The organism is Brevibacillus fortis (assembly GCF_003013395.1).
Lineage (GTDB): Bacteria > Bacillota > Bacilli > Brevibacillales > Brevibacillaceae > Brevibacillus > Brevibacillus fortis.
The window spans coordinates 1-13,878 of the sequence record NZ_PXZM01000049.1 but is presented as its reverse complement, the minus strand read 5'-3'; the positions used below and the strand labels follow the sequence as shown (position 1 = coordinate 13,878).

At 48.3% G+C, this 13,878-nt stretch carries 11 protein-coding genes; 10 read left to right on the top strand and 1 reads right to left on the bottom strand.

Annotated features, from left to right (window positions below):
* Nucleotides 1-138: 138 nt before the first annotated feature.
* A complete protein-coding gene (locus C7R93_RS26675; RefSeq protein WP_106841632.1) occupies nucleotides 139-1,152 on the bottom strand; it encodes an ATP-binding protein in 1,014 nt (337 codons plus the stop codon).
* Between the two features lie 291 nt (nucleotides 1,153-1,443).
* On the opposite strand from C7R93_RS26675, the gene C7R93_RS26670 reads away from it, so the two are divergent.
* The 10 genes from C7R93_RS26670 (at nucleotide 1,444) to C7R93_RS26625 (ending at nucleotide 13,637) form a co-directional block, all read left to right on the top strand.
* The gene (locus C7R93_RS26670) at nucleotides 1,444-3,093 is read left to right on the top strand and encodes an ABC transporter substrate-binding protein (RefSeq protein ID WP_106841631.1); all 1,650 of its coding nucleotides are present in this window, start codon (nucleotides 1,444-1,446) and stop codon (nucleotides 3,091-3,093) included.
* A gap of 112 nt (nucleotides 3,094-3,205) precedes the next feature.
* Entirely contained in the window at nucleotides 3,206-4,210 is a 1,005-nt protein-coding gene (locus C7R93_RS26665; RefSeq protein ID WP_106841630.1) for an iron-hydroxamate ABC transporter substrate-binding protein, read from the top strand.
* Between the two features lie 19 nt (nucleotides 4,211-4,229).
* On the top strand, nucleotides 4,230-5,237 hold the full coding sequence (locus C7R93_RS26660) for a FecCD family ABC transporter permease (protein ID WP_106841629.1): 1,008 nt from the start codon (nucleotides 4,230-4,232) through the stop codon (nucleotides 5,235-5,237).
* Nucleotides 5,230-6,249, top strand: coding sequence for a FecCD family ABC transporter permease (locus tag C7R93_RS26655; protein ID WP_106841628.1), 1,020 nt, complete (start codon nucleotides 5,230-5,232; stop codon nucleotides 6,247-6,249). The genes C7R93_RS26660 and C7R93_RS26655 overlap by 8 nt, the downstream gene beginning before the upstream one ends.
* Nucleotides 6,250-6,267: 18 nt before the next feature.
* Entirely contained in the window at nucleotides 6,268-7,599 is a 1,332-nt protein-coding gene (locus C7R93_RS26650; RefSeq protein ID WP_244191665.1) for an alpha/beta hydrolase-fold protein, read from the top strand.
* 277 nt (nucleotides 7,600-7,876) lie between these two features.
* Nucleotides 7,877-9,103 (top strand): MFS transporter, encoded by a 1,227-nt coding sequence (locus C7R93_RS26645; protein ID WP_106841626.1) that lies wholly within the window; start codon nucleotides 7,877-7,879, stop codon nucleotides 9,101-9,103.
* Nucleotides 9,104-9,134: 31 nt separating this feature from the next.
* Entirely contained in the window at nucleotides 9,135-9,521 is a 387-nt protein-coding gene (locus C7R93_RS26640; RefSeq protein WP_106841625.1) for an MmcQ/YjbR family DNA-binding protein, read from the top strand.
* A 112-nt stretch (nucleotides 9,522-9,633) separates the two neighbouring features.
* The gene (locus C7R93_RS26635; protein WP_106841624.1) at nucleotides 9,634-11,004 is read left to right on the top strand and encodes a sigma-54 interaction domain-containing protein; all 1,371 of its coding nucleotides are present in this window, start codon (nucleotides 9,634-9,636) and stop codon (nucleotides 11,002-11,004) included.
* 404 nt (nucleotides 11,005-11,408) lie between these two features.
* Nucleotides 11,409-12,791: a GntP family permease gene (locus tag C7R93_RS26630; protein ID WP_106841623.1), complete on the top strand. Its 1,383-nt coding sequence runs from the start codon at nucleotides 11,409-11,411 to the stop codon at nucleotides 12,789-12,791.
* A gap of 60 nt (nucleotides 12,792-12,851) precedes the next feature.
* Nucleotides 12,852-13,637: a 3-hydroxybutyrate dehydrogenase gene (locus C7R93_RS26625; protein ID WP_106841622.1), complete on the top strand. Its 786-nt coding sequence runs from the start codon at nucleotides 12,852-12,854 to the stop codon at nucleotides 13,635-13,637.
* The last annotated feature ends 241 nt before the right edge of the window (nucleotides 13,638-13,878 follow it).

Here is a 13,878-nt window from a genome sequence, read left to right as displayed (position 1 = left end):
TCCTGGTTGGACCACTTTGGACGCGGTTTCGCTTTTTGCATGGAGTCGGGCAGTCAATCCCCCAGCGGGTGTTCCAAGAAGCCGAGCGTTTTCTCCTGTTCCCTCTCCTCCACTACAGCCACTCAAACTACATGTTTTTTAAGGATTCATCGTCCGAGCAATCCGCACCTCGAGCCCGTCCCAGAATTTGCTGATGTTCGGCTTGGCGTCTCCGATAATGCTTTCATCAGGCTTGCCGAATTCGAAGATCACGTCATTGTTTTTAGCGACCTCGCTCAAGTAATCCTTGACGAACTGTCCTGTTTTCGTAGCCTCATATTTCTTGACAAAGTTCTGATACTCTTCCTTGACTGCCGGGAGCAGCTTCATTGTCGCTTCGTCAATGGCATTGTAACGGTAATCAGACAAGTATGTTTTGAGATAGTCGATATAGAGCGTACGGAGCGTCACTGCACGTGGGCTGCTGCGGTAGTTGACCAAATACTCTTCGACTTCAACCATTCTGGGTCCGAGCTCGGCCCGCGTGATTTGCAACCCGCCATTCCCCAAATACGGTTTGCCCGTTTCCGTTTCTTGAATGGAGAAGTAGTCAATCCCTTCTTCACCGAGTGAAGTGGCATATTTTTGAAGCGCTTTGTAATCCACTTGCCAGTAGAAGGACATGTCGTTCGTTGCCTTTAAGACGAGTCCTCCCTCTGTTTGATTGAGGAGCCATTGCTTGAAGCTGTCATCGCCTTCTAGCTTGTTGAAATCGTACGGGTATTGCAAGGCATACAGCTTATCCGCATTTCCCGGCTTGGCGAGAAGGGCCTTGAAGTTATCGTTTATCGTAGGCAAATGTTTTTCATAGTACTGCTCAAGTGCAAAAAATAATTGATCGGCGGTTTTCGGGTCCGTTTTCGCCAAGTGCTGATCCAAAAAGGCAGTTAGCTCCTTCGCTTCCTTGGCTTGCGCAGCTAGTACGGTGAACTGCTTGAGCAAATCATCCGCTTGCTTTTCGCCTTTTGTTGCATCAGCAGGAGCCTTCCCTGTGTTTTCCGTTGCAGGTGGGGCAGGGTCTTTTACCGTCAGTTGATCAGAGGCAGAGGTGCACCCTGTCACAAAAGAAATAGCGACGAGACTAGAGACAAAAGGTAGAACATATCGTTTCATATCTTCATTTCACTCCGTTACGTTCAATGGTTTCAATTGATAATTCATCGTAGATACTTGAGGGTCTTGCGTCCATCGCTTTCCATCGCTCTCCATCACTTACGAATAGCTGCTGCAATAGGCGTCGTTTCCTTTCTATTGGTACGTACGATACCACGTTCAAGTTATCGGTTCAATTCGATTAAATATTCCAGATAGGAAGCAAGCGTCAATTTTGATATACTTTCTCTATTGAATGATAATGAGAATGATTATCAATAATTACATAGAGGATCGGGCAGAGGTGAGAACATGAACGAAACACAAGCCTTGGTTCAAGAATTTACTGAGAAGACCATGGCAGAAGCCATTTTTAAGCTGCGAGACATTACATGGCTCAAAGCACAAGGACATGATCGACTACGTCAGCAATTTACCCATTCACATATTTTGTTGGTCGTAACCGGGGGACGCGGACGCCTGCGGCTGGAGAACGAGGAGTACCAATTGCGGCAGGACGCGATTTACGTATGTCCTCCTATGCTTACGTTTGGCATTGTCCCTGATTCAGCTGATCATTTGGAGATGTACATGCTTCGTTTTGATGTTTTTATGGAAACGAGAGACAGACATCGGCGCTTCCAAGCCCTTCGGGAAAAGCACCTGTTTCCTTTTCGGGGTGAGATATCTGTGCAATCGGCAGGGCAGCTTCCTGTCTATTGTGATCTGATCCAGAATCTATGGAAGCAGGAGACGGCGCTCGATCGTTTCCGAGGCCAACACACTTTTCAAGAGCTATGGTACCACATCGTCAAGCATGCACACTTCTCAGCCACGGATTCTGGAATGGCACTGGAGAGGGCACGCGCACATATGGAAGAGCATTACTCGGAAAATGTGACGATTGAACAGCTGGCTCGCATTGCAGAGGTGAGTCCCAAATATTTCGTCGATCTGTACAAAAAAACGTATGGGATCTCAGCTATGGACTATTTGGCAGAGCTTCGCATCAGCCGGGCGAAGCAGATGATGGTGCAGTCGCATGCCAAGCTGCGCGATATCGCTCATCAAGTGGGCTACAACGACGAATTTTACTTTAGTCGAAAATTCAAGAAAGCTGTGGGAGTCTCACCCACTCTCTATATGAAAAGCCGGCAACGAAAAATTGCAGCCTATGGCTCGACCATCATCGGGAATTTGATGGCTTTGAAAATGATTCCTTACGCGGCGCCACTGCACCCGAAATGGACGGCTTACTATCATCACACCTATCGAAACGACATCCCAGTACATCTGAGTGCGTTTCGGATTAACCAGAATTGGAAAGCCAACATCGAATTGCTTCGCGATGCAAAGCCGGACGTCATCATAGGCTTAGACGAGACGAGTTTGCAGGAACAGCAGCAACTGAACGAGATTGCGCCCACGTTGTATGTACCCTTTGAAGAGCAGGGGTGGAAAGAACAACTGCAGCTCATGGCAGACTTTTTAGGTGAGTCTGTAGAAGCCCATCATTGGCTTTGCGAGTATGAGAAAAAGGTGAAGCGGGCACAGGCAAAGCTTCAACACGTTCTGGGCGAAGAAACGGTGCTCATCGTGCGGGTTTTGAAAAACCAGCTCTATGTCCATTGCAATCGCAGTATGAATGAAGTGTTTTACCAGGACCTACAAGTTAAGTCTGCCTTTGAATCGCAACAGAAGGTATACGATCAGCTCGTGACCGTACAGGACTTGGCTGCGCTCAAGCCGGATCGTCTGCTGCTACTAGTTTGCCAAGAGGCAGAAACATTGGAGTGCTTTCAAGCATTGAAAGCATCAGGTCCATGGCAAGAGATAGAAGCCGTCCGTAACAATCGTGCGCATGTCATAAAGTCCGATCCTTGGCGGGAATACTCGGCGACGGCGCATGAACGAATAGTGGAAGAGAGCGTGAGATTATTTTCAGGAGATCGTCCATGTTGATTCTGGATTTCGTCCATGGTCGGGCAGGAGTGGATGTTTTATAATCACGAATGATAATCGTTATCACTCGTGTGGAGTGGAACATTACATTTCTGAGAGGGGTCTTTCAAGAATGAAAAAGATATACCTAGGCTTGAGCATTGCGGCGCTGACATTGGCGCTGACAGCGTGCGGCGGAGGAAAAGAAGCAGCGAATAACACGACTGCACCTGCTGCCACGACTGCGACAACAGCAACAGCAGAAAAGCCGGCGGATGAAGCCAATAAAGCGGAGACACGTACAATCAAATATTTAGATAAAGAATACACGGTTCCTAGCAAAACGGAGAGAATCGTCATTGCAGGTAGCATGGAGTCCATGGAAGATTCGCTTGTATTGAACGTAAACCCAGTAGGAGCGATTTCTGTCGGCGGCAAATTCCCGGAGATGTTTACACCGATCACGGGTGAAGCCAAATCCATCGGGGAGAAAACGCAGCCGAATCTGGAAACGATCTTGTCCTTGAAGCCGGACGTCATCCTCGGTAGCAGCAAGTTCCCGCCAGAAACGGTGGAGAAAATGAACAAGATTGCGCCTACCTTCCCTGTTTCCCACATTTCAACTAACTGGGAAGCGAACCTGCAATTGTTGGGTGAGCTGACTGGCAAGCAAGCCGAAGCAGAGAAAGCGCTCCAAGCTTACAAAGCAGAGGCGGAAGCAACCAAAACAAAATTGGGCGAGAGCATGAAGGATAAAAAAGTATTGGCAATTCGTCTGCGCCAAGGAAATATCAGCATCTATCCAGAGAAGGTGTTCTTCAACCCGGTTCTGTATACAGACCTTGGTTTGACTGCATCGGAAGAAGTAAAAGCAGCAAAAGCACAAGAAATCATCTCGATGGAGAAATTCAGCCAGATCAACCCGGACTACCTGTTCATTCAATTCTCCCCAGACGAGAATAAAGACAAGCCAAACGCATTAGAAGATTTGCAAAACAACCCGATCTGGAAGAGCGTGAATGCAGTGAAAAACGGCAAGGTTTACGTAAACGTAGTTGATCCACTCGCACAAGGTGGTACAGCTTGGAGTAAAACACAATTCTTGAAGGCGGCTGTAGAAAAATTGTCTGCCAACTAAGAGCGTGCGAGGGTAGTCTATGCAATCCAAAAAAGCAATTCCAATGATCATATTAGCTGTTTCGCCAGTAGTAATCGTGCTTACGATCCTGCTCTCCATTCATTACGGAGCGAAGTCGATTGATGCAGGGACCATTTATCAAGCGTTCTTTGCCTTTGATGAAGGGAACGTGGATCATCAGATTGTGATGCACTCTCGCTTGCCGCGAGCTTTGGGCGCACTTATGATCGGAGCATTTCTGGCGATATCAGGAGCATTGATGCAGGGGATGACGAGGAATTACCTCGCGTCCCCCTCTATTATGGGTGTGTCTGACGGATCGGTCTTCGCGGTTACGTTGTGTATGGTGTTCATTCCTTCTGCTACGAGCATGACGATGATTTCCATGTCCTTGGTCGGATCAGCACTCGCGGTCGGGATGGTTCTCGCGTTTTCTCGACTTTTGCCGAACGGGTTGACACCAGTGGGTATGGCGGTCATCGGTACAATTACGGGAACCTTCCTGAGCAGTATCTCGGCAGCGATTTCTACCTATTTTCAAGTCTCGCAAAACGTCAGCTTCTGGTACAATGCGAGACTGCATCTTTTGGAGCCGGGGCTAGTGAAGCTGGCGGTTCCTTTTGCCATCGTGGGTATTGTTCTCGCACTTCTTTTGTCCAAATCGATTACGATCTTGTCCTTGGGTGAAGAAGTTTCTCGTGGTCTTGGACAGAGAACAGTGATGGTCAAGGTGCTGGCAACAACCGCTGTTGTCATTCTTACAGGCATTTCCGTTGCGTTGGCTGGAAAAATCGCTTTTGTCGGGCTGATTATTCCGCACATTACCCGCTTTTTGGTGGGTCTCGATTACCGCTGGATCATTCCGTGTGCAGGATTACTAGGCGGCATTTTCCTGGCATTGTCTGACGTTCTTAGCCGATTTATGAACAGTCCGTTTGAGACTCCAATCGGCGTGGTAACTGCCTTTATTGGCGTTCCGTTCTTCCTCTATTTGATTTACAAGAGAGGAGGGGGAAAGCATGCCTAATAGGAGTGGCAAATTTCGTTTGCTCTTGCTCGTCAACCTCGCCTTGATTTTGATTGCGATTTACATCAGCTTGACCAATGGTGCTTTTGATATGACAGTGATGGATGTTGTCCGTACCCTTTTGCGTATTGATCCTGTGGCGGAACACGACTTGGTTATTTTCGAATTTCGCCTGCCGCGGATTGTTATTGCGGCGCTGGTCGGTTTTGGCTTGGGGGTCGCTGGTACGGTCATTCAGGGAATCACTCGTAACGGGCTAGCAGATCCGGGGATTTTGGGCATTAATGCAGGGGCAGGAGCTGCTATCGTCGCCTTTATGTTTTTCTTCGGTGGACAATTTATGGATGCGAGCTGGTATTCCATCATGGCCATGCCTTTGTTCGGTTTGACAGGTGGATTGCTCGCGGCTGGATTGATATATCTATTTGCCTGGCGCAACGGAACGCTTGACCCCCAACGGCTGATTCTGGTGGGGATCGCGATTGGCTCAGGATTAGGTGCCGTGGCGCTGTATCTCTCGTTAAAAATGAATCCCAACGATTTCGAAATGGCGACCGTATGGATCTCTGGAAGTATTTGGAGTGCCAATTGGACGCATATTGCCGGGATGCTGCCATGGCTTGTCATTCTCATTCCCGTTTTGATGCGCAAGGTGCATATTCTCGATTTGCTTCAGTTGAGCGAGGACTCCGTCAAGAATCTGGGTGTTTCGGTGGAAAAGGAGCGCAATATTCTCCTGCTGTCGAGTATCGGGATCGTGAGCGCGTGCGTTTCTGTTTCCGGAGGCATCGGATTTGTTGGATTGATGGCGCCGCATATCGCGAAGCGTTTGACGGGAATCCAGCACCGTTATGTTCTTCCCTTGTCAGGAACAATCGGGATGCTGATGGTCGTGGCGGCTGACTTTATTGCCAAAACGGTGTTCACTCCCATTGAGCTGCCAGTAGGTATTGTCATTTCGATCATTGGTGTACCGTATTTCTTCTTTTTGCTGAGCAGAGGCAAAAAATAATGAGGGGATGTGCAAATAGTGAGGGGACAATTGTTAGCAGACGTATGCCATCACCGAGCACTGCTCGTATATTTGCCGCCATCCTATGAAAAGAGTACGTCCCGTTTTCCGGTCATGTATGTCCATGATGGTGGTGACTTGTTTGATCCTGCGTTTAGTACTGCGCTAGAAGTGATCGAAGACAGGTTTGCAGAAGGGAAAATTCCCGAGCTGTTTCTCGTCGGCATTCAACCCGGAAATCGCAGGGATGACTATACGCCCTGGTTTTCCAAAGCGATCTCGCCTGAGCGCAATGTTAATTTTGGTGGGCAGGGCGACGCATATCTTTCCTACATCGCCCATGAATGCAAGGCGTATATCGACGGCAAGTACAGGACTGACTTAAGACCGGAGAAGACAGGCATCATCGGTTTTTCCCTAGGTGGCTTGATCTCAATGTACGCAGCTCACCGATATCCGGACGTCTTCACGAAAATCGGCAGCATCTCGGGATCGTATTGGTATGACGGCATGGTTCCGTTTATGCGGGAAAAGAAAATGTACCATCCCGGGCTGCGCATCTACATGGATGTTGGCAGTAAGGAAGGTGCCAAAAAACAAAACGTCCAGAAACAAATGGTCCCGCTGACAAAAGAAGCACATGCGATCTTGGCAGCTAGCGGCTTCACAGCGGGTCAGCTAGTCCTGCTCATTGACGAAGGGGCAGATCATTTGAGCGAATGTGCAAACGCTAGGTTTCCGGGGGCGTTGCAATGGCTTTGGAACGAGAAGGAGGAGTCAGAAATGGAACTGGCCAAATTGATTAGAGAGCGTCGTTCGATTCATCGCTTTACAGATCGTGAGGTAGACCCTGCGCTGGTCACAGAGCTGATGGATACAGCGGTGTGGGCGCCGAATTACCACATGACACAGCCGTGGCGCTTTATCGTGACATGCGGGGAAGGCAAGAGAAGAATAGCTGAGGCCGTGCGGATCATGAAGGAAAAGCGTGAGATTGATCCGGCGAAAAAGAAAGAAGTCGGCGAGAAGTTTTACAATAAAATCATGACGATTCCTATGCTGATGACGGTCATCATGGAAGAAAGCCCGAACCTAATTACGCGTCAAGACGATTTCGCTTCGACCAGCATTGTCATTCATAACTTTAGCTTGCTGGCGTGGGAAAAAGGCATCGGTCTGACATGGGAGACATACCCGTGGATACACGAGCCGGAATTTCGCGAAGCGATGGGCATTCGACCAGGAGAAAAAGTGTTAGGGAACCTACATATCGGTTATCCAGCGGCGATCCCTGGCGCGCAGCCGCGTATTCCAGCAGCAGAACGTATCACACTCATCGACAAAGCGTAGGACAAGATCGAGCGAATTTTTCTTGTCAGAGGCTTACTTTTTGTGGTACCCTTGGGTCATTCTACAAGAAAGGGTGACCATTAAGCCAATGATCTGCTAACTCCTATCTCCACAAAACCAATCGGATAAAACGATGCGTTTATGGATAGGGGTAGTATGTGCATATTGGCGAATAGATGGTAGATCCTTTTTAGACTCACCAAAGGGTTTCTATGTCTTTTTGGCGATAGTATGCAATGCCTCCTATCCAGATCGCAATGGATAAGGAGGCTTTTTTATGTCAAATGTTTTGAAAAATCGCTATGTCAGGGCTATTTTGTTATCAGCATTTCTGTTGCAAGTCGGAGTATGGGTGCGCAACATGGCGATTCTGCTCTTTGTGATGGATCATACAGGAGGCGATCCGTTCGCTGTCTCCATGATTTCTGTGGCGGAATATGCGCCAATCTTTTTGTTTTCCTTTCTTGCTGGTACGTTTGCTGATCGCTGGAAACCGAGAAAAACGATGGTCTGGTGTGAGTTGCTCAGTGCTTTATCGGTTGTCGGAGTGCTGCTTACCTTCGTTTACGGCTCGTGGAAGGCCATCTTTTTTGCCACACTCATTTCAGCCATTCTTTCTCAGTTTTCCCAACCGTCCGGAATGAAGCTGTTCAAGCTGCATATACCTGGTGAACAACTTCAGGTAGGAATGTCAGCGTACCAGACTATTTTCGCGATCTTCATGGTATTTGGTCCGATTGTCGGTACGTTTGTGTTCCAGCAATGGGGAATGGAGGTTGCCATGGTCATCACTGCGGTTGCGTTCCTCTCTGCGGCCGGCGTCCTGTATTTGTTGCCGCCAGATCGTGTCGAGAAAGAAGAGCAGCAAGAAACGGCACTGCTTGGGGAGATGGTCAGCGGGATTCGTTATGTGTTATCCAGTCGCGTATTGTCACTGCTTGGCTTTTGCTTTTTGGCTGTGGGTTTCTCATTGGGAATGATTCAGCCGCTTGGGATTTTTATCGTGACCGAACAACTGCAATTGCCAAAAGAAAGCTTGCAATGGTTAATTACCGCCCAAGGTGTGGGGATGATTGCTGGAGGAGCCATGACGATGGCAGCTGCCAAGACGATTCCACCGCAAAAGTTATTGGTCATGGGACTTCTTGGAAATGCGGTCGCAGTAGCGATTTGCGGGATGTCCACGAATCTGTGGCTGACGCTTGTTGCCCAGTTCATCGCGGGATTGCTCTTGCCCTCCATTCAAATTGGGATCAACACCATGCTGCTTAAAAATACCGAGAGTACCTTTATCGGTCGGGTGAATGGAATACTGACCCCGTTGTTTACAGGCTCCATGGTCGTCATGATGAGTATTACGGGGGTATTGAAGCTGCATCTTCCGCTCGCAGTCATATACGGGATCGCTGGATTCCTGATGATTATTGGTCTCAGCTTTATTTTGCCGCTTTATCGTATGAGGGAAGGAAACGTGGTGCAAAGTACAGAACAGACTGGTATATAAGCGTTTGGAAGCAAAGGGAGGCTTGAACCAGATGGTGCACGAACAGATTTCTTCTATAGAAGGTTTGAAGATGGTAGCTGCTGTTCGCGAGCTGGCGATGCGGTTGCCAGAAGTAACGGAGCAGATAGACGCATTTGGGCATACATCGTTTCGGGTGAACGACAAGCCGTTTGTTATCATGGGAGAGGGGGGCATTGATGGCCCCTCCCTTTCTATGAAGGTGCTGAAGACGACCCAAGAGATGCTGCTAACACAGGAGTATTTTTACAAGACGCCGTATATCGGTCATCACGGCTGGGTCTCTATCCTTGCCAAAAACGTGACCAGCTATAACGACTTGGAGGACTACATACGAGAAGGCTATATGTGTGCGGCTCCCAAACGATTGGTCAAACAATTACAAGGGCAGCCTCGTTAACACAGCTTGTCAAAAAGCAGACCTCCCCTGATGGTTCCTGATATAATCTTGGCATAACGAGTAATGAGCAAACGTTCGACGCAGCAACATTCAGACAAAGGGGGAGCCGGTTTTGGATTGGAATCTCCAGCAGATGAGCAAATTGCTTGAGGTCGTCTTTGAAAATGCCCATGAACCGATGATCGTAACGGACAAGGATGGAAAAATACTCTTATTCAATCGGAGCTATCGGGAATTTCTCAATGTACAGGACGTGATTGGGCAGCCCGTGACAGAAGTGATCGAAAATACGCGCATGCATATTGTCGGACAAGCAGGTGTAGCCGAGATTGCCGATATCCAGCAAATAAAAGGACAGAATATGATCGCACACCGCATCCCGATCATGGATGAAGGCAAGGTGATTGCCGTGCTGGGAACGGTGTTGTTCCAGGATGTACAGGAGCTGACTGCCTTGGCTGCCATGGTTGATCAGTTGAAGGATGAGCTGACCTATTATAAGAAAGAGCTGCGGCGGCGGATGGGGGCTACCTATCATTTTGATCAAATCGTCGGGTACAGCCAGAAGCTGCAGGAGCTTAAAAAATTTTCTCAGAAAGTTGCGAAAAGCGATTCGACTGTGCTCATCACAGGTGAAAGCGGGACGGGCAAAGAGCTGTTTGCCCATGCCATTCATGCCGAGAGCAAGCGCAAAATGGGTCCCTTCATTCGGGTGAATTGTGCCGCTATTCCGGATTCTTTGCTGGAATCAGAGCTGTTTGGCTATGAAGAAGGTGCGTTTACCGGAGCTGTTCGTCGCGGAAAAAAAGGAAAGTTCGAGCTGGCCAACCACGGAACCATTTTGTTGGATGAGATCGGGGACATGCCGTTGCCCCTGCAAGCCAAGCTGTTGCGAGTGCTTCAGGAAAAGGAAGTCGAGCGGGTAGGTGCTGTACGGACGACGCCAATTGATGTGCGGGTGATCGCTTCCACGAATTCGGACATGCTCCAAAGCATCAAGGAAGGGAAGTTTCGGGCGGATCTCTATTATCGGTTGAATGTCGTGTCACTCTCGATCCCTCCGTTGCGCGAGCGTCTGGAGGATTTGCCGGAGCTGGTTTCGAATCTGCTCAAACAGCTTGGCAAGTCCACTGGCGTTACGGTTAGGGCCATTGATGAAGAGGTATGGAACGTACTTCGGGGCTACTCATGGCCAGGCAATGTACGGGAACTGAAAAACGTGCTGGAACGAGCTCTTCATCTAATCGAAGACGATGTCCTGAAAAAGGAGCATATTTGGCTGCCTGTTTTTGATGAAGTGGCGCTCGCGTCCTTGCCGGTTTCAGCTCATGCCGTTCGACCATTGAAACAAGTCATAGAAGAGGCTGAGCAGGAAGCACTTAGCCAGGCGATGCAGCAAGCAGGAGGGAACAAGCTTACTGCCGCCAAGCTGCTGCAAATCAGCAAGTCCAGCTTTTACGAAAAGTGGGAGAAGTATCAGTAGTACGAGGCACGTAAAAGTCGGGGATGTGGCGTTGAGCCAGGTTCGCGGCTTTTTTCATTGGAAGGAACACGTTTTGGTAGATTCCGGTTTTCTGGAATAGAGCAAGATGACACCCAGCTTAAACCCCATGCTCTTCATGAGCAGATCCCCGATACAGGTGGGCTGATTTTTGCTAGATTCCATAAAACCGGACAGGAAATTCCGGAAATCCGGAAAAATTGCAAGCGCTATCATCTGCTGACCAACAGTCTAGGCACGATGAACGGGGATGGTTGAACGATTTTTCTGGAATCAGCTAGCGTTGGCACGGTCCATGCAATTGAGTTGAACGTGAAAGCGTTTTCTTGAAGTGAACACACAGAATTTCCTCTGTAAGCGGAGGAGAAAATCGAAAGGAGAATTATATGATCATCGAAGTGTTATCCATCTTGATTTCGCTCGGTCTCCTGATGTTTTTTGCGTATCGGGGCTATCCTGTTATCGTATTTGCCCCTATTTTTACGCTGCTGGCCGTTGTCCTTTCCGGGATATCTCTGCTGCCGAGCTACACCGAAACCTTTATGACGAATGCAGCAAACTATGTGAAATCATTCTTCCCTATTTTCTTACTGGGTGCGATTTTCGGTAAAGTCATGGAGTTGAGCGGGGCTGCCTCGTCGATTGCCCACACGATTGTGAAGGCACTCGGATCCAATCGTGCGATCTTGGCTGTCGTTCTGGCTTGTTCGATTTTGACGTATGGAGGAGTTTCCCTGTTTGTTGTGGCATTTGCGGTGTATCCGTTTGCCGCTGCGATTTTCCGTGAAGCAAATATTCCGAAGCGTCTCATTCCAGGAACGATTGCGCTCGGGGCTTTTACTTATACGATGGACGCCTTGCCAGGTACACCACAAATTCAAAACATCATTCCTACGACTTATTTTGGTACGGATGCTTATGCGGCACCTGTTGTTGGAACGATTGGCGCCATTATGGTTTTCATTGGCGGGATGGTATGGCTGGAGCGCAGACGCAAGCAAGCGGTTGCTGCTGGAGAAGGCTATGGCGAGGGACATACCAATGAACCAGAGTTGATCAAAACTGAATCCTACATGAACATCTGGGTCGCGATTCTCCCATTGGCATTGGTGCTCGTCGGTAACTATTTGTTTAGCAGAGGAATTTGGACGGTAGAGACGTGGTACGATCCGGGCATCCTCAAAGAATCATTCAAGATCGAGAAAGTGAAAAACGTCGTATCTTCCTGGGCACTGATTATTTCACTATGTGTCGGAATTATTGCCGCACTTTTAATCAATGTGAAGCAAGTCAAAAACAAGCTGGCAAGCGGCTTGACTGCTGCTGCGATGGGCTCACTTTTGGCGATCTTCAATACTGCTTCTGAGGTTGGGTTCGGAAACGTGGTAAAAACATTGCCGGGCTTCAAGCTCATCCAAGGCTGGATTATGGGTGCTAGTGATCATCCGTTGGTTTCTGAGGCACTGGCTGTAAACGTACTGGCTGGTGTGACAGGTTCAGCGTCGGGCGGTATGTCGATCGCGCTAGAGGTTATGGGCAAGCAATACCTGGAGATGGCGAATGCTGCGGGAATAAGCCCTGAGTTGCTACATCGTATTGCCTCGATGTCTTCCGGTGGTATGGATACATTGCCGCACAACGGAGCGGTCATTACACTGCTCGCGATTACTGGTTTGACTCATCGTCAATCGTACAAGGATATTTTCGCAATTACTGTCTTGAAAACAGCAGTGGTGTTCATTCTGGCATTTGCTGTTTCCATTTTCTAATGAGAGGTCAGCGTTTCTATAGAAAGAGAAACTCAGTAGCAGGAGAGGAGAAAGTAGGGTATGGAGAAGTTATTGGAGCAGCAGGTAGCAGTAGTAACAGGGGCTGCGAGCGGGATTGGATTGGAGATCGCGCGGACGTTTGCTGAGGAAGGCGCGAAACTCGTCATACTGGACTTGAACCGGGAAGCAGCGGAAGCAGCTGCCGCCCAATTGCAGAAGGAAGGTCACGAAGCAATCAGCTTTGGTTGTAATGTTACTAACGAAGAACAAATCCAGGAGAGCATCCATCAGGCTGTAAAGATTTTTGGTAGACTCGATATTGTGGTGAATAATGCCGGGTTGCAATTCGTCTCTCCAATAGAAGAGTTTCCGACTGCAAAATTTGAACAAATGCTCAGTATTATGCTGACAGCGCCTTTTGTTGCGATTAAACACGCGTTCCCCATTATGAAGCAACAAGGTTATGGCCGTATTATCAATATGGCTTCGATCAACGGCTTGATTGGCTTTGCGGGCAAGGCAGCCTACAACAGTGCCAAGCATGGAGTCATCGGGCTCACCAAAGTAGCAGCTCTTGAAGGAGCCGCGGCTGGAATTACAGTAAATGCAATTTGCCCGGGGTATGTTGATACACCGTTGGTACAAAACCAATTAGCGGATTTGGCTAAGACGAGAAATGTACCATTGGAAAAGGTGATGGAAGAAGTCATCTATCCACTTGTTCCGCAAAAGCGGTTGCTGCAAGTAAAGGAAGTAGCGAACTACGTTGCCTTTTTAGCTAGCAAGAAAGCGTCCGGTGTCACTGGGCAGGCTGTTGTAATCGATGGCGGTTATACGGCGCAGTAAGCCTTTAAAGTCCCTATTTAGTAGGGGCTTTTTTTATTTCATTGATCTTTTTTAAAAAACTAGTAAAAAAGCTCTTGTATTCTATTTTTAGATGTGATAGATTATTACTTGTCGCCAAGAACGACGACAAAATACGAGAAAAGAAAACGAGATTCGATAAAAAACTTCTTGACTCGCAAATAACGAACGTGATAAGATATAAAGCGTTCGACAAAAAATGTTCTTTGAAAACTGAACAGCG